This window comes from Thermomonas beijingensis, assembly GCF_020034655.1.
Taxonomy (GTDB): Bacteria; Pseudomonadota; Gammaproteobacteria; order Xanthomonadales; family Xanthomonadaceae; genus Thermomonas; species Thermomonas beijingensis.
Window position 1 is genome coordinate 95,689 of the sequence record NZ_JAIQDJ010000005.1, and the last position, 16,713, is coordinate 112,401.

Genomic DNA, 16,713 nt, shown 5'->3' on the forward strand with positions numbered 1-16,713 from the left:
CGGAAACAGCAGCGCCAAAGCTCACATTATGGGAGGTTCCATGTCATTCGGTAGGGTGAAATCGACTTGAATGACGGGCATTTTGGGCAAAATGCCGGTATGATTTTGCGATATGAGAATATCCGCTGCCGACGAACAATTATTGTCCCTGCTGCGTGAGGATGCCCGTGCCGCCACCGCCGATATTGCCCGGCGTTTGGGGCTGTCGCGCACCACGGTGCAAAACCGGATTGCCAGATTGGAGCAGTCTGGCGTCATTCGTGGCTATACGGTGCGCATCGACGATGAATTGGAGCGCAGCCGCATTCGCGCCCACATCATGATCACCCTGCGCCCCAAGCAAATGATGGCGGTGGTGAAAGCGTTGCAAGCCATGCACGAGGTGCGGGTGCTGTATTCGGTCAGTGGCGGGCATGACCTGATCGCGCTGGCCGTGACCTCCAGCGTGGGCGAAATGGACGTGTTGACCGACCGCATCGGCGCGATCGACGGGGTGGAGCGCACCAACAGCTCGATCATCTTGTCCACCAAGTTCGAACGCTGAAGCAGGCATTGGCGCAGACTACAATAAGCGGTTCCCTTGCCGCTGCGAATTGCCTTGAAGAAGTCCGATTTCCATTTTGACTTGCCGCCCGAACTGATCGCGCAGGTGCCCTTGTCGGAGCGCTCGGCCAGTCGCTTGTTGCTGGTGCCGGCGGATGGCGGCGCGTTTGCCGACAAGCAGGTGCGTGATTTGCCCCTGTTGTTGCGCGCGGGCGACTTGCTGGTTTTCAACGACACCCGGGTGATTCCGGCGCGTTTGTTTGGCAACAAGGCCAGCGGTGGACGTGTCGAATTCCTGATCGAGCGGCTGTTGCCTGACAATGAAGCGCGTGCGCAGTTGGGGGTCAGCAAACCGCCGCGGATCGGCAGCAAAATTGCACTCGATGCCGGCGGTGAGGCGGAGGTGCTGGAGCGCGATGAGGCCGGTTTCTGGCGTCTGCGTTTCCACGTTGGGCAGGCGCTGGAGAATTGGCTGCAACACGCCGGGCGGATGCCGCTGCCGCCGTATATCCAGCGCGAACCCGGTGCGGATGATGCCGAGCGCTACCAAACCGTGTTTGCTCGCGAGATTGGTGCGGTGGCTGCCCCCACCGCGGGCCTGCATTTTGATGATGCCTTGCTGACCGCTCTGCGCGAACGTGGCGTGCAGTTTGGGCATGTGACGCTGCATGTCGGCGCGGGGACGTTCCAGCCGATGCGGGTGGACGATCTTCATCAGCACAAGATGCACAGTGAGTGGATCAATGTGGGTGCCGAGCTGGTGCAGCAAGTACGCCACACCCGTGCTGCCGGTGGGCGGGTGATCGCGGTGGGCACCACGGTGCTGCGGGCATTGGAAAGTGCGTTGGTGGATGGCGTGCTGCAGCCGTTTGCCGGGGATACCAGCATTTTCATTTTTCCCGGCTACAGGATCCGCAGCGTGGATGCGTTGATGACCAATTTCCATCTTCCCGAATCCACCCTGCTGATGTTGGTGTCGGCGTTCGCGGGCAAGGACCGGATATTGGCCGCCTACGCGCATGCGGTGCGCGAGCGCTATCGTTTTTTCAGCTATGGCGATGCGATGTTGCTGTGGCCGCAGGAGGCTTCCGCATGAGCCGTATGTCCTTCGAACTTCTGAAAACCGATGGCGCCGCCCGTCGCGGCCGCATCACTTTCCCGCGTGGCGTGATCGAAACTCCGGCGTTCATGCCGGTGGGAACCTATGGTTCGGTCAAAGGCGTGTTGCCGCCGCAGGTCGAAGACTTGGGCGCGCAGATCATTCTGGGCAACACCTTCCATTTGTTCTTGCGCCCCGGCTTGGATGTGATTGAAGCGCACGGCGGGCTGCACGGGTTTGCACGCTGGAACAAGCCCATCCTCACCGATTCCGGCGGCTTCCAGGTGTTCTCGCTGGCGCATCGGCGCAAGATCACCGAGGCCGGCGTCACCTTCGCCGCGCCCACCGACGGCCGCAAGGTGTTCCTCGGGCCCGAGGAGTCCATGCACATCCAGAAGGTGCTGGGCAGCGACATCGTGATGATTTTCGATGAGTGCCCGCCGGTAAACGACAAGGATGGCCAGCCGGTACATCGGCGGGTGATCGAAAAATCAATGCAGCTGTCGCTGCGCTGGGCTGCGCGCAGCAAGCGGGCCCACGAAGGCAATGACGCCGCGCTGTTCGGCATCGTGCAAGGTGGCGTGCATCACGACCTGCGCACGCAGTCTGCGGAGGGTTTGAAGGACATCGGCTTTGACGGTTACGCCATTGGCGGGCTGGCGGTGGGCGAGAGCGAAGCCGAACGCAATGCCATGCTGGAGCACACCGCGCCGCAATTGCCGCAAGACCGGCCACGCTATCTGATGGGCGTGGGCCGGCCCGAGGACTTGGTGGAAGCGGTGGCGCGCGGGGTGGATATGTTTGACTGCGTGATGCCCACCCGCAACGCCCGCAACGGACATTTCTTTACCTCCACGGGTGTGATCCGGGTGCGCAATGCGCAGTACGAGCACGATCTGCGCCCGATTGAGGAAGGTTGTGATTGCGTGGCCTGCACCGGTGGTTATTCGCGCAGCTACCTGCGCCACCTGGACCGCTGCAACGAAATGCTGGCGCCGATGCTGGGCACCTTGCACAACCTGCGCTACTACCAGCGCCTGATGGCGCAGATGCGTGACGCCATTGCTAACGGAACTTTTACGCAGTTCCGCGAGTCTTTTTACGCAGCGCGCCGTACCTGAACCCCGCACTTTTCCTGCTTGCAGGGAGTGGCAGGGCGGGACATGGCATAATTCCCGGCTGGCCTCAGGCCCGCCTCTTTGTTTGACTGACTCGGATACGTAATGAACCCGCTTGATTTCCTGATTCCCGTTGCCCATGCCCAAACCGCTGCACCTGCTGCTGCGTCGGGTGGCATGCTGTCCACCCTGTTGTTCCCGGTCATTCTGATCGCGATCATGTATTTTTTGATGATCCGTCCGCAGATGAAGCGGCAGAAAGAACACCGGGCGATGTTGGACAAGCTGGCCAAGGGCGATGAAGTCATCACCAGCGGTGGCGTTGCCGGTACCGTGGTGGGCATTGGTGAAAATTTCATCAGTGTGGAAGTGGCCAGCGGCGTGCAGTTGAAGCTGCAACGCGGTGCCATCACCAGCGTGCTGCCCAAGGGCACGTTGAAGTCGGCCTGATTCAATCTCCATCCGATTCACCAAGACCTGACGCCCTAGTGGCGTCTAGCAGGATCCTGCAATGCTTGAATTCCCGCGCTGGAAATATGTCCTCATCTTCCTGATTTTGGCGGTCAGCGTGTTGTATGCGCTGCCCAATAAATACCAGAAGGACCCCTCCATCCAGATTACCGCCAACCGTGGCGCGCAGCTTGACGCCGCATTGACGTCCAAGGTGGTGGCGATGCTGGATAGTGCCCACCTCAAACCCAAGGCCATCGCCAAAGAGGGCGACAACTTGGTGGTGCGAATGGCGTCGCTGGATGATCAGACCCGCGCCAATGATTTGATCCGCGAACAAGTGGGTGAGAACTACACGGTGGCGCTGAATCTGGCCTCCACCGTGCCGACATGGCTGACCAAACTGGGCGGCAAGCCCATGGTGCTGGGCTTGGACTTGGTGGGCGGCGTGCACTTTGCGATGCAGGTAGACAAGAAGGCGGCCGTCGACAAGCGCTTTGACGCATTTGCCGATGACATCCGTACCAGCTTGCGCGATGCGCGGGTGGCTTATCGCTCGGTGGAGCGTAATGGCAGCAGCACGCTGCGCGTGGTGCTCAATAGCCCGGGTGATATCGACAAAGCCCACGCGGCCCTCGCCAAGGCGCAGTCCACACTGACCTTTACCGATGATGCCGCGGGTATTTTGGCCACCGTGCCGCAGGCGGAAATGCAGCAAATCGCTTCCAGCGCGATCGAGCAAAACCTGACCACCTTGCGCAATCGCGTCAACGAACTCGGTGTGGCTGAACCCATTATCCAGCGTCAGGGCGAAGATCGCATCGTGGTCGAATTGCCCGGCGTGCAGGACACCGCCGAAGCCAAACGCATGATTGGTGCCACCGCCACCTTGGAATATCGCGCGGTGGTGGATGGCAATGCAGGGGAGGCCGAGCAAAGTGGCCGCATCCCGCCGGAAGCCAAGCTTTATCATGACCGCGCTGGTCGCCCGGTGCTGCTGAACAAGCGCGTCATCGCCACCGGTGACCAAATGGTGACCGCCAGCGCCAGCACCGATCAGAACGGCATGCCTGCGGTGAGCGTGACCTTGAACGGCGTGGGTGGGCAGCGCATGTTCGACTTCACCAGCGGCAATGTGGGCAAGCCGATGGCGGTGGTGTACACCGAGCGCATTCCGCAAGTGACGATGGTCGATGGCAAGGAAGTGCGCAGCTTCAAGGTCAAGGAAGAAGTGATTTCGGTGGCCAACATCAGTGGCGTGTTTGGCAAGCAATTCCAGACCACCGGATTGGAACGCACCGAGGCCGATAACCTGTCCAAGCTGTTGCGTGCCGGTTCGCTGGCCGCGCCGATGGACTTTGTCGAGGAGTACGTGATTGGCCCCAGCCTGGGTGCCGAAAACGTGGCACGCGGGATCAAGGCGGTGGTGTTCTCATTCCTGTTCACGCTGGTGTTCTTCGGCATTTACTACCGCATGTTTGGTTTGATCACATCGGTGGCGTTGTTGTTCAACCTGCTGATCGTGGTGGCGGTGATGTCGATGTTTGGTGCCACCATGACCCTGCCCGGGTTTGCCGGGTTGGCGTTGTCGGTGGGTTTGTCGGTGGACGCCAACGTGCTGATCAACGAGCGGATCCGCGAAGAATTGCGTTTGGGCTTGCCGCCTAAATCGGCGATTGCCGAAGGTTACGAACGCGCATCGCACACCATCATGGACGCCAACTTGACCGGCTTGATCGTCGGTGTGGCGCTGTATGCGTTCGGTACCGGGCCGCTGAAGGGCTTCGCCCTGACCATGATCATCGGCATCTTCGCCTCGATGTTCACCGCAATTACCGTGTCGCGTGCACTGGCCAGTTTGATCTACGGCCGTCGCAAGAAGCTCACCTCCGTGGCGATCTGACCGGGAAGGAATGACCGAATGAAACTGTTTCCGCTGCACCTTATCCCAAACGACACCACGATTGACTTCATGCGCCACCGCCGTCCGGTGCTGGCCTTGATGCTGGTGTTGCTGGTGGCTTCCATCGCGATCATCGGCCTGAAGGGCTTCAACTACGCGCTGGAGTTCACCGGCGGCACCATGGTGCGCACCCATTTCGCCAAACCCATCCACGTGGAAGATGTGCGTGACCGCCTGACCAAGGCCGGCATCCACAATGCACAGGTGCAAAGCGTGGGCAGCGGCAGCGATGTGATGATTCGCTTGCAACCCGATGCCGAACACAACAACGCCGCCGACGCCGCACAAAAAGTGTCGGCACAGGTGTTGGCCGCAGTGAATACGCCAGAGAATGCAGCCACCGTGCAGCCTGGCGAGTTCGTCGGCCCGCAGGTAGGCCGCGACCTGGCAATGAACGGTGTCTATGCCACCTTGTTCATGCTGGTGGGGTTCTTGATCTACATCGCCGCACGCTTTGAATGGAAGTTTGCGATGGTGGCCATCATCACCGCGTTCTTCGACTTGATCCTGACGATTGCCTACATGTCGATGCTGGGCCGCGAGTTTGACCTGACCGTGCTGGCCGGCATGCTGTCGGTGATGGGGTTTGCCATCAACGACATCATCGTGGTGTTCGATCGCGTGCGTGAAAATTTCCGTAGTCTGCGGGTGGATCCGCTGGAAGTGCTGAATCGCTCGATCAACCAGACCCTGTCACGCACGATCATTACTGCGGTGATGTTCTTCCTGTCGGCGATGGCGCTGTACATGTACGGCGGTGAATCAATGGAAGGTTTGGCCGAAACCCATATGATCGGTGCCGTCATCGTGGTGGTGTCGTCGGTGATCGTGGCGGTACCGATGCTGACCATCGGGCCGTTCAAGGTGGTCAAGCAGGACTTGATGCCGAAAGCCAAAGATCACGCCGAGCTGGCACGCCGGCCCTAATCGGTGCTGCAGTGACCCACAAAAAACCCGCGCAGCTGCGCGGGTTTTTTGTGGGTCAAATCGAAAGCAATCGGTTATGCGCAGGCCGCCGCAAACCCCGACTGCATAATCACTTTCTGCAATTCGGCAGACAATTTCTGATTGCCGGCCAGCAGTGCGCGGCCATGAATGCCGCGGGTATCCATGGGCCCGGTGGCGGCACCCTTGAAGTCGCAGACGCGGCCGCCAGCTTCGCGCACCAGCAGCGCACCGGCGGCGATGTCCCACGGCTTCACGCCCGATTCGAAATAGCCATCAAAGCGGCCGCAGGCCACATATGCCAAGTCGAGTGCCGCCGAACCGGTGCGGCGAATATCTTCAATACTGCGCAGCAGCTCGCGCACGCATTCCAGTTGCGCCGGTGCGCGCTCGCGCTCACGCGGAGGAAAGCCGGTGGCCAGCATCGCGCCATTCAGGTCCTTGCGCTCGGATACGCGTACGCGACGGTCATTGAGCACTGTGCCGCTGCCCTTGCTGGCGGTAAACAATTCATTGCGCAGCGGGTCGAAGATCACTGCATGTTGCGGCTCGCCGTTTTCAACCAAGGCGATCGACACGCACCAATGCGGGATGCCATGCAAATAGTTGCTGGTGCCATCCAAGGGGTCGATCACGAACAAACTGCCGCCGTTCTTGCCTTGCTTGCCACCTTCCTCACCCAGAAATGCGGCATCCGGATAGGCGCGGCGCAGCTCCTTGATGACGGCTTGCTCGGCCTGTTCATCGACGTCGCTGGCGTAATCCATGCGATCTTTCTCGATCACATTGATCGCATCCAACTTGTTCATGTTGCGCAACAACACGCCACCAGCTGCACGTGCAGCCTTGACCATGACAGTGACAACGGGTTTTTGCATGGAAAAGCGCCTCGCAGGTGTGAGGTGGATGGGCAACGGCGGAAAAGAGCATTCCGGCGCACAGACCGGTGCGCAAAGTTTACCATTTGCACATGAATGATCTGCATGCAGTGAACACGATATTGGCTGACCATCTGCGCATTGTGCTGGTGGGCACCCAGCATCCCGGCAATATCGGTGCTGCGGCGCGTGCGATGAAGACCATGGGGCTGTCGAAATTGGTGCTGGTAGCCCCCGAGAAGGCACCGGATCGGGATACCCTGGCGATGGCGGCAGGGGCCGATGACCTGGTGGAGCGTGCGTCCGTCTTTGCCAGTTTGGCCGAAGCGGTGGCCGATTGCCGGTGGGTGTTGGGGGCCACGGCGCGCAACCGGCGCATTCAATTGGAGCCGCTGCACCCGCGCGATGCCGCGCAGCGCGCGCTGGTGGCGGCAGCTGCAGGCCCAGTGGCCTTGGTGTTCGGGCGCGAACGCACCGGGCTGAACAATGCAGAGTTGCAGCTTTGCCACGCCGCAGTGCATATCCCTTCGGACCCGGCGTTCAGCTCGCTCAATCTGGCGGCCGCGGTACAAGTGCTCAGCTACGAACTGCGTTGCGCGCTGCTGGGTGATGCCGGCAGCGCCGGCCAAAGCCGCACCCCGCCGCCCACTGCCGAGGTGGCGGCGCACGCCGAACTGGAGGGGCTATTCGCGCAATTGGCCGACACATTGGATCAAATCGATTTTCACAAAGGGCGCGCACCGGATTCTGCGATGCGCAAATTGCGGCGCCTGTACCTCCGCGCCAATCTGGACAGCGCTGATGTGCGCCTGCTGCGAGGCGTGTTGGCTGACACCCAACGGATGGCCCGAATTGCGGGTGAGGCTTCCGTTGACAAGAAAATCCGGTAGCCTCCGACAACCGCCATCAGAACATGACACCCTGACATCATGCGTCGCCTGTTTTCCGCATTGCTCAGTCTGCTGTGCCTGTTGTCATGGCTGCCGGCAGCCCATGCGCAACAATCCAACTTGCAGGCGGATGATGGTGTGCTGGTATTGGGGCGGGTCAGTGATGACCCCAAGGCCCACTACGACCAGCTCAAGCCGCTGTTGGATTACGTGATACCACGCATGGCTTCGGTGGGCATTCGCAGTGGGCGGATCCTGATGGCCAGAGATCCGCAGCAAATGGCCAGTTATCTGCGTCGTGGGCGGGTGGATTGGATCAATGAAACCGCGGGCAATGCTGCGATCCTCGAGCAGCGTGGGGTGGCACATGCGTTCTTGATTACCGAACGAGAGGGCGCGGTGCGCTACCACACGGTATTTTTCGTGCGCCGCGATAGTCCTATCCAGACTCTCAAAGACTTGGCCGGGCATAGCATTGCGTTTCAAAATCCGTATTCGACAAGTGCTTACTTTCTACCGGCGGCGCAATTATTGAGTGATGGCTTGGCACTGGAGCTGCTGCTCTCGCCGATGGACAAGCCAGCATCGGATCGGGTCGGGTATGTATTTGCGCGTACCGAGTTGAACATCACCACGTGGGTACATAAGCGTCTGGTGGATGTGGGCGTGCTGAGCAATCTGGATTGGATCAACCCGACACGAATGCCACCCACTTTCGCCCAGGATTTTCGGGTGATCGGGCGTACTCCGGATGTGCCGCGTGCGCTGATGCTGACGCGTACCGGGCTAGCCCCCAATGTGCAGGCGCGGCTGCAGGAGGTATTGATGGAGGCTGCACGCGATCCCGACGCCGGCGAAGCACTGCGCCGATTCATGAAAACAGCGCATTTCGTACCGATAACGGATACCGACAAGCAAGTGTTGCAGCAGCTCGGGCGGGATGTGCGTCGGGTCAACACGGAGGTTGAATGAAGCGTCCGCAGTTGAGCCTGCAAGCACGGTTTCAGATTGTGATTCTGGGGGTTCTGGCACTGGTGCTGATGTTGACAGCGCTGTTATGGCATCGCCTGCAGGTGATCCAGAACGAGGCCATCAAGATCACCAAGCAAAGCACACACAAATTGCTGGAAGAGCAGTTGCGCAGCAGTGGTGAGGCACAGGCCAGTCAATTGGCCGATGCCTTGACCAACCCGCTGTATTACTTCGATCTGGATGCGGTGGGTACCTTGGCACGCGGTACCTTGCGTTCATCAGATGTGGAATATGTGCTGGTGTATGACGCGCAAGGCCGCATTCTGCATGATGGCTCCGGGGATATTGCAGCATTTGGCAAACCGATGAATGACGCGTTGGCGCCAGAAATCATGGCGGCGTCCGGGTCGCATACGCGTTTTTTGGCCAATGTGCTGGATGTGTCGGCACCTATCCGTATTGGTGACGAATCTTTGGGGGGCGTGCGGATTGGCTATTCGACGGCGCGCACCAATCACGCGGAAGAGCAGTCGCTGCTTGCATTGCGGGCCAGATTTGATGAGGTGAATCAGCGCAGCCTGACCTGGCTGCTCGTGTTGTGCGCGATGTTGGCCACCTTTGCGCTTTTAGTGGCGATGTTGTTGCAGCGGCTGCTGCTGCGGCCGCTGAACCTGTTGGGTGATGCCGTGCGTCAGACCGAAGCCGGCGATTTTTCTTCTCCCATTGCCGAGAGCAAGCGTGCCGATGAAATTGGTGATCTGATTCGTGCGGTGGGGCGCATGCGTGAAAGCCTGAACAGGCATGACCGCGACATTCGGCGGGTGGCCTACAGCGACGCCTTGACCGGAATGGCCAATCGGCTGGCGTTCCGTGAGTCGTTGGAAAATCGCTTGCGTGCCTTGCAGGGGGTTGGACAGCAATTGGCCTTGCTGTTTGCGGATCTGGATGATTTCAAACGCATTAATGACACGCTTGGCCACGAGGCAGGCGATGAAGTGTTGCAGCAGGTGGCTTTGCGTATCGAACAAGCCGTGCAATCAATCACCGGCGCTGACATCTTGGTAGCGCGATTTGGCGGCGATGAATTCGTGCTTTTGCTGCAATTGGCCGAGGGTATGAGTGATGGCAGCGTGCGCGAGAAGTCGATTCAGTTGGCTGAAGCACTGGTTGCTACTTTGGGCGAGCCGATGCTGTTGCATGGGCGTCAAGTCTTGCTGGGTGTCTCGGTCGGCGTAGCGGTGTTCCCGGAGGATGCCGCTACCGTGTCCAGCCTGTTGAAAAATGGCGATATCGCAATGTATCAGGCCAAAGTGGCCGGCAAGAATTGCTACCGTTTCTACAGTCGGGCGATGGACTTGGCGGTGGAGCGGCGGGTGCGGATGGAGCACGATTTGCGCGGTGCCTGGGAGCGTGGCGAGTTGAGTCTGGCCTATCAGCCGATTTACCGTACTCGCGACAAGGTGTTGGTGGGGGCAGAATCTTTGTTGCGATGGAATCATCCCGCGGAAGGCGTGATCGCGCCTTCACTGTTCATTGATGTCGCCGAGCAGTGTGGCTTGATCGAGCAGATTGGTGTGCAAGTGCTGCTATGTGCCTGCCAGGAAGCGGCCAGTTGGCCGGTACCGCAAGGTGCGGGTGAGCCGCCATTCATTTCGGTTAACGTATCGGCGCGGCAGTTGCGTAGCGGGGACCTGATCGGGCAAGTGATCAACGCGCTGGAGCAAACCGGCTTGGCAGCCGAGCGTTTGCATTTGGAGTTGACCGAAACCGCTGTGATCAGCGACGAGGCGCACGCGACCGAGCTGCTGGGGCAGTTGCGGCAGTTGGGTGTGCGGGTATGGCTGGATGATTTTGGCACCGGCTTTTCCAGCTTGAGTCATTTGCGGCGGGTGCAGGTGGACGGGCTGAAGATCGACCGCAGTTTCATTTCGGATCTGTTGCGTGACCCGGATGATCTGGTGTTGACCAGCGCGATCATCGCGATGGCCCACTCGATGGGGGTCACCGTGGTGGCCGAAGGTGTGGAACGGCAGGGACAATTTGATCTGCTGCGCGAGCGCGACTGCGACCTGGTGCAGGGCTTCTGGCTGGGCTATCCATTGGAGCCGCAGCAATTTGTCGATCTGTTGGGTTGATGCGCGCCGCCGGGCCGGCAGGGTGTGGCGGTCGCGAGAGCCTAGCCCAAGCCTTCACCGGGCAGTGGGTCGATGCGTTGCAGCAGCAGTTTGTCGATGCGCGGGCCATCCAGATCCACGACTTCAATCCGCCATGCGCCGATCCGGAAATGTTCGCCCACCCGCGGGATGCGGCCTAATTGGGCAATCACCATGCCGGCCGCAGTGCGATATTCCAGCTCGTCAGCATCGGCCAAACGCTCGCCAGTCAGTTCGCGCAATTCCTGTACATGCAGACCGCCATCAACCAAGAGTGAGCCATCCTCGCGGGTCACCACCAGCGCTTCGTCGGTATCGGCCTCGGTGCCGGTTTGCAGCCGCCCGATCACAGCATCCACGATGTCGCTAATCGTCACCATGCCCTGAATATCACCGTATTCGTCTACCACTAGGGCCAGGGATTGTTGTTCTTCACGCAGGATTTCCAACAGTTTCATGGCATGGGTGGATTCGGAAACGAATACTGCCGGGCGCAAATCATTGAACAAGTCAGGATGCGGCTTGCCCAATTCATCCAGCAGGGTTTTGACTTCCAAAATGCCGGCCACGTCACTGTCATCGCCACGATAGACGGGGTAGCGCGAAAACGCGCCGTCCTGCATTGCGGCCAGGTTCTCGGCCAGGCTGGCCGAGGCATCCAGCCAGGTGATGCGGGTGCGCGGGGTCATCAGGCTATCCGCGGTGCGATCACCCAGCCGCATCACTCGATTCAGCATGTTGCGCTCGTCAAGGTCGATCACGCCTTGCTCATGGCCTTCACTGACCAGTAGTTGGATCTCCTCTTCGGTCACTTGCGCGTTGTCCCCACTGCCCACGCGCATCAATTGCAGCAAGCCGCGCACGGTGGCACTGAGTAGCCACACCACCGGGCTGGCGAGCCGCGAGAGCCAGTGCATGGGTAACGCAGCTGCGGCAGCCACCCGTTCGGGGGCCAGCAAGGCCAGCCGCTTGGGCAGTAGTTCACCCAGTACGATACTGAGATAGGTAATCAGGCTGACCGCCAGCACCTTGCCCAGCGTGCCTGCGTATTCACCCAATGCCGGCGCATGGGTGGCTAGCCATGCGCCGATGAGGCTGCCGATCGCCTCGCCACCCAACATGCCGGTGACAATGGTGATCAGGGTCAGGCCTACTTGTACGGTGGACAGGAAGCGCTCGGGGTGCTCGGCCAGTTCCAGCGCTTTGCGGGCGCCACGGCTGCTGCTGGCATTCTGCTTCAAACGTGCCTTGCGCGAGGTGACCACGGCCATTTCCGACAGCGCAAAAAAGCCGTTCAGCAAGATCAGGGCAAAAACAATGAGTAATAGTTCCAGCACGGGGGGTCACCAGGTGCAGGCGAAAAGGAGATGGGGGCATGCGGCCAGCACGCACGGCACCTGTGCGGTGCGGCAATGGATGGCTGGCGGCGGAAGGTAATGTGCGTCCATGGGGTGCGCCGGAGCGCGAACGCATCATAGCAGGGCAGGGTGCGGTACGCGGAAGCAGCACAAGCCGTCATCTAGCCGTCATAATTGCGCACTATTGTTGCAACATTCCTGACATCTGGCGGTCTCCCATGTTCTCCCTGCAAACTATTTTCGGCTCCGGTACCCAGTTCTATGCGCTGCTGGACGATGCCGCTGCCGCAGCCCTGGATAGCGCCAAAGCGCTGCACGCAATGATGAAAGAGGCCGACCGCCAGCCGGCACTGGATGCTTTCAAGTTGGCGCGCCTGCGTGAGCGCGCGGCTGCCGACAAGCTCAGCAAGGCGCTGGTGGATAGCTATATCACCCCGTTCGAGCGTGAAGACATCGAAGCGCTGGGCTCGGCCCTGCACAAAATTCCCAAGCAAATTGAAAAATTCGCCGACCGCTACGCACTGGCCACCGCGCATCTTGCGCACATCGACTTTGCGCCACGCGCCGCGATGCTGGAGCAAGCGGCGGAAGTGGTCGTGAAAATGGTGGATGAGCTGGAGCATATGAATTTGGACCGGATGACGGCACTCAACGAGAAGCTGCGTTCGATCGAGAACGAAGCCGATCGCCTGATGCTGGAGCTGTACCGCGAGATCTATTCGGGCAAGTTGGACAGCTTGCAGATGTTCCTGCTCAAGGAGTTCTTCGAGATTCTGGAAAAAGCCATCGACCGCTGCCGCGAAGCCGGTGTGGTGGCCTACCAGATCGTGTTGAAGAATTCGTGACGGAGCCAGCACCATGCTGACCCTCGTCTTAGTGGTGATCGTGGCCGCGTTGGCTTTCGAGTTCATCAACGGTTTCCACGACACCGCCAACTCCATTGCTGCGTCGGTGGCCACCAAGGTGCTTACGCCTGGTCAGGCGGTCATCCTGGCGGCCGTGACCAACATGCTGGGTGCGCTGACCGGGACGGCGGTGGCGGCCACCATAGCCACTGGTATCGTCAACACCGGAGTGGTGGATGCGTCCTCGCAATTGGTGTTGAGTGCATTGCTTGGTGCAATCGTGTGGAACCTGCTGACGTGGTGGTTTGGGTTGCCGTCATCGTCCTCGCATGCGTTGATTGGTGGCTTGTGCGGCGCCGCATTGTCAGCCTCGCACATGAACTTCAATTCACTGATCTGGATTCAAAGCGCGGCCGACTGGACCAAAAGCAAGGGTCTGGTGTGGAAAGTGATGGTGCCGATGGTGACCTCGCCGCTGGTTGGGTTCTTGCTGGGGGTGCTGCTGATGACCCTGCTGTGGGGCTTGATTTTCGGCATGGAGCGTGTGGGGGGCGTGCTCAAGCGCATGGCGCGCCCACGCTGGATCAATGCCAGCTTCGGCAAGTTGCAAATCGCGTCGGCTGCCTACATGGGCTATGCACACGGGCATAACGATGCGCAGAAGACCATGGGCGTGATTGCATTGACCTTGGTCGGTGCCGAAGCCAGTGGAGCCTTGAAGGGTTTGCCAGGCTGGTTGTCCTTCATGCATCCGGCGCATTCGTCGGGCACCGATGTGGCGACGTGGATCGTGGTTACCTGCGCACTGGTAATGGCGGCGGGCACCGCATCGGGTGGCTGGCGCATCATCAAGACGCTGGGTCACAAGATGGTCAAGCTGCACCCGTTGGACGGGTTTGCCGTAGATACCAGTTCGGCCACGGTATTGATGGCGGCGGCGCATTTCGGCATGCCGGTCTCCACCACGCATACCGTGTCTACCGCGATCATGGGCGTGGGCTTTGCCAAGAATCCGCGCAAGCTGAAGCTGGGCACGATCGAGCGCATCGTCTGGGCGTGGATCCTCACCATTCCCGCATCCGGTGCCGTCTCTTATGGGGTCTATCAACTGCTACGGTTGTGTGGATGGGTGTAAGCCTTGCCGCACTGAGGCAACACAAAAACGCCGGCCCCGATGCCGGCGTTTTTGTGCAATGCGTTGGCGCAGAAAGGGTTACAGCAAATCACCACCAGCCGACATGCGGTGTTCCATTTCATCCCCAGTGCCGCCAATTTCCAGCACCAGACGGTCAATCTCGGACGCGGTCAGGGTGTCGTAGGGGCGGTTTTCGCACAGGTGCAGATAGGGCACGCCATCGAGTTCGCTGATGGCCAGATAGCCCACCCGGCTATCCCAGTTGAAGCGTAGTGCACGCCGTGCGTCCAGCCCAGTGATCGGGGCCAACGCAGTACTGATGCGCAGATAGTCACGGCCATCGTCATCCTGCATTTCTGCTAGAAAGATCGCTTGATGCCGTTTGCCGTGTGCCAGCGACAGTTCAACACAAGCCACAAAAGGTTCTTGCACACTCAACTTGTAGCCAGCGGCGACCAGGTGGCGGCGAATTTGTTCGAAATTTTTCATATCCAATTCTGCGTCCTGCGAATGGAGCAAGCGGCTATGCTAACCCGACCATGTTACCCACCGCATCGCCCCCGACCTCAGAGCAACGCATTTTGGCGGCGGTCCGTGCGCTGCCCTACGGGCAGGTGGCCGGCTATGGTGCGATTGCGCGGCGTGCCGGGTTGCCAGGGCGGGCGCGGATGGTGGCGCGGGTTTTGGCCCACAACAACGATCCCGGCCTGCCGTGGCATCGGGTGCTGCGCTCCGATGGCCACATCGCGTTTCCAGCCGGCTCCTCCGGCTGGGAAGAGCAGATTCGCCGCTTGCAAGCCGAAGGCGTGCAAGTGAATAACGGCAAGGTACGCATGCCGCTAGCGGAGGATACTTTGGATGCGGCATTCTGGGCTCCGCGCTGAACCGTTATGATGCACCGCAACGCAACTGGATCGATGCACGGATGCCGTTCAACCTCCCCCGTATCACGCAAGCCCTGCTGATTGCCAATCTGCTGGGGTTTGCCCTGCAGTATTTTCTTGGCAACGAGGCCATGTTGTCATTAATGCTGTGGCCGTGGGCCGATGGCGTATACGACCCGGCAACCAGTGCGCCTGCATTTATGCCATGGCAGCTGCTCAGCTACGCCTTTCTGCATGGCGGCTTCATGCATTTGGCATTCAATATGCTGGCGTTGGTGATGTTTGGCGCACCTCTGGAATACACCTGGGGCCAGCGCCGTTTTCTGACCTATTACACCGTGTGCGTGCTGGGTGCCGGGTTGTGCCAGTTGCTGGTGGGTTCGTATGCCGTGGCGCAGGGCGGTGACCCGTACCCCACCATCGGCGCCTCCGGTGGGGTGTTTGGCCTGCTGCTGGCCTATGGCATGTTGTTCCCTAATCAGCGGGTGATGTTGTTGTTCCCGCCGATCCCGATGAAGGCGCGCACCTTGGTCATCGTGTATGGCCTGTTCGAGCTGGGCGTGGGTATTACCGGCCTGCAACCTGGCGTCGCGCATTTCGCCCATCTCGGCGGGATGCTGTTTGGCTGGTTGCTGATCCGTCACTGGCGCGGGCAACCGCCGTTTGGGGGAAGTGGGCGCAAGGGGCCTCGAATCCGCATCGTGCGGTGAGTGCTGCCCAGCCCAAACCATCAAAATGAAGCCGGGTTGTACTGTCGGAGGCGCACTTTTTGCGGATGGGTGGCAGCAAAGGTGATCATCGCGTACGGGTCAACGGGCGCGCGACCGGCAACGATATCGCCCCAGCCGCGGTATGCGCGTGGGTGAATTCGACGCAAGTCCAATGTCGCGTTGCGAGTTTCGTATCGGCACGCGCACAAGTGGTTGATGTACAACGGCTGCAGCCCCGCATGGCGGGCGAAATCCACAAATGAAAACGCCCAACTGAAAACAGTTGGGCGTTGGGTATTAGTGGCGGAGCACGGAACCGAACCCGCGCCCGTATATGACGTCCGTTAGCAAAGCATTGTTCTTGAGGGTGCCCACCTGTACCCAATGGCCGTTTTGCATCGTGAAACCCACGGTTGGGTCAGCGCAGGGTTGCGATAGTCCCAAAATGGGACTACACTGCACCCCATGCGAGTGATTGCCGTGTCCACCCTTCGAGCCTTCTGGGAGCGCCATCCCGAGGCCGAGCAGCCGTTGAAGGCTTGGTACGAAGAAGCCACGAGTGCAACTTGGTCTCAGCCCGCAGACATCAAGTCGCAGTACCGCAGCGCCAGCGTGCTGAAGAACCGTCGCGTGGTCTTCAACATCAAAGGCAATGACTACCGGCTGATCGTGGCGATTGCATACAAGTTGCAGATCGTCTACGTGAAGTTCGTCGGCACCCACAAGGAGTACGACGCCGTCGACGCAGAAACCGTTGAAATGGCCTGACC

At 59.9% G+C, this 16,713-nt stretch carries 16 protein-coding genes and 2 pseudogenes; 15 read left to right on the plus strand and 3 right to left on the minus strand.

Annotated features, from left to right (window positions below):
* The first annotated feature begins 112 nt into the window (after positions 1–112).
* From K7B09_RS09865 to secF, 6 genes are all read left to right on the plus strand, one after another.
* Positions 113–544 (plus strand): Lrp/AsnC family transcriptional regulator, encoded by a 432-nt coding sequence (locus tag K7B09_RS09865; RefSeq protein WP_223629290.1) that lies wholly within the window; start codon positions 113–115, stop codon positions 542–544.
* A 54-nt stretch (positions 545–598) separates the two neighbouring features.
* Positions 599–1,639, plus strand: a complete 1,041-nt coding sequence (gene queA, locus K7B09_RS09870) for a tRNA preQ1(34) S-adenosylmethionine ribosyltransferase-isomerase QueA (RefSeq protein WP_223629291.1) — start codon at positions 599–601, stop codon at positions 1,637–1,639.
* The gene (tgt, locus tag K7B09_RS09875; RefSeq protein ID WP_223629292.1) at positions 1,636–2,763 is read left to right on the plus strand and encodes a tRNA guanosine(34) transglycosylase Tgt; all 1,128 of its coding nucleotides are present in this window, start codon (positions 1,636–1,638) and stop codon (positions 2,761–2,763) included. Before queA ends, tgt begins: the two co-directional genes overlap by 4 nt.
* A 102-nt stretch (positions 2,764–2,865) precedes the next feature.
* Positions 2,866–3,210, plus strand: a complete 345-nt coding sequence (yajC, locus tag K7B09_RS09880; RefSeq protein ID WP_223629293.1) for a preprotein translocase subunit YajC — start codon at positions 2,866–2,868, stop codon at positions 3,208–3,210.
* 61 nt (positions 3,211–3,271) lie between these two features.
* On the plus strand, positions 3,272–5,113 hold the full coding sequence (gene secD / locus K7B09_RS09885; protein ID WP_223629294.1) for a protein translocase subunit SecD: 1,842 nt from the start codon (positions 3,272–3,274) through the stop codon (positions 5,111–5,113).
* A gap of 18 nt (positions 5,114–5,131) precedes the next feature.
* Positions 5,132–6,100 (plus strand): protein translocase subunit SecF, encoded by a 969-nt coding sequence (secF, locus tag K7B09_RS09890; RefSeq protein ID WP_223629295.1) that lies wholly within the window; start codon positions 5,132–5,134, stop codon positions 6,098–6,100.
* Between the two features lie 74 nt (positions 6,101–6,174).
* On the opposite strand, the gene K7B09_RS09895 is transcribed toward secF, so the two are convergent.
* Complete coding sequence (locus tag K7B09_RS09895; protein ID WP_223629296.1) at positions 6,175–6,996, minus strand: inositol monophosphatase family protein; 822 nt, start codon at positions 6,994–6,996, stop codon at positions 6,175–6,177.
* Between the two features lie 92 nt (positions 6,997–7,088).
* Here K7B09_RS09895 and K7B09_RS09900 point away from each other — a divergent pair, with 92 nt between their 5' ends.
* The 4 genes and pseudogenes from K7B09_RS09900 to K7B09_RS13325 form a co-directional block, all read left to right on the plus strand.
* Positions 7,089–7,886, plus strand: coding sequence for an RNA methyltransferase (locus K7B09_RS09900; protein ID WP_223629297.1), 798 nt, complete (start codon positions 7,089–7,091; stop codon positions 7,884–7,886).
* A gap of 39 nt (positions 7,887–7,925) precedes the next feature.
* Complete coding sequence (locus K7B09_RS09905) at positions 7,926–8,858, plus strand: phosphate/phosphite/phosphonate ABC transporter substrate-binding protein (protein ID WP_223629298.1); 933 nt, start codon at positions 7,926–7,928, stop codon at positions 8,856–8,858.
* Positions 8,859–8,926: 68 nt separating this feature from the next.
* Positions 8,927–10,180, plus strand: a pseudogene (locus K7B09_RS13320) (diguanylate cyclase domain-containing protein); the annotation flags it as partial.
* A gap of 69 nt (positions 10,181–10,249) precedes the next feature.
* A pseudogene (locus tag K7B09_RS13325) lies at positions 10,250–10,993 on the plus strand (putative bifunctional diguanylate cyclase/phosphodiesterase); the annotation flags it as partial.
* Between the two features lie 41 nt (positions 10,994–11,034).
* Here K7B09_RS13325 and K7B09_RS09915 read toward each other — a convergent pair.
* Entirely contained in the window at positions 11,035–12,348 is a 1,314-nt protein-coding gene (locus K7B09_RS09915) for a hemolysin family protein (protein ID WP_374349597.1), read from the minus strand.
* 239 nt (positions 12,349–12,587) lie between these two features.
* Between K7B09_RS09915 and K7B09_RS09920 the strand changes: the two genes are divergently transcribed.
* Positions 12,588–13,214 carry a DUF47 domain-containing protein gene (locus tag K7B09_RS09920; protein WP_223629300.1) on the plus strand — a complete coding sequence of 209 codons (627 nt, stop codon included), beginning with the start codon at positions 12,588–12,590 and terminating at the stop codon, positions 13,212–13,214.
* A gap of 13 nt (positions 13,215–13,227) precedes the next feature.
* On the plus strand, positions 13,228–14,349 hold the full coding sequence (locus K7B09_RS09925) for an inorganic phosphate transporter (protein ID WP_223629301.1): 1,122 nt from the start codon (positions 13,228–13,230) through the stop codon (positions 14,347–14,349).
* Between the two features lie 78 nt (positions 14,350–14,427).
* Here K7B09_RS09925 and K7B09_RS09930 read toward each other — a convergent pair whose 3' ends face one another.
* Positions 14,428–14,838 carry a hypothetical protein gene (locus K7B09_RS09930; RefSeq protein ID WP_223629302.1) on the minus strand — a complete coding sequence of 137 codons (411 nt, stop codon included), beginning with the start codon at positions 14,836–14,838 and terminating at the stop codon, positions 14,428–14,430.
* A gap of 50 nt (positions 14,839–14,888) precedes the next feature.
* Between K7B09_RS09930 and K7B09_RS09935 the strand changes: the two genes are divergently transcribed.
* The 3 genes from K7B09_RS09935 (at position 14,889) to K7B09_RS09945 (ending at position 16,711) form a co-directional block, all read left to right on the plus strand.
* Positions 14,889–15,233, plus strand: a complete 345-nt coding sequence (locus K7B09_RS09935; RefSeq protein ID WP_223629303.1) for an MGMT family protein — start codon at positions 14,889–14,891, stop codon at positions 15,231–15,233.
* Between the two features lie 41 nt (positions 15,234–15,274).
* Entirely contained in the window at positions 15,275–15,943 is a 669-nt protein-coding gene (locus tag K7B09_RS09940; RefSeq protein ID WP_223629304.1) for a rhomboid family intramembrane serine protease, read from the plus strand.
* 465 nt (positions 15,944–16,408) lie between these two features.
* A complete protein-coding gene (locus K7B09_RS09945) occupies positions 16,409–16,711 on the plus strand; it encodes a type II toxin-antitoxin system HigB family toxin (RefSeq protein ID WP_223629305.1) in 303 nt (100 codons plus the stop codon).
* Positions 16,712–16,713: the final 2 nt, after the last annotated feature.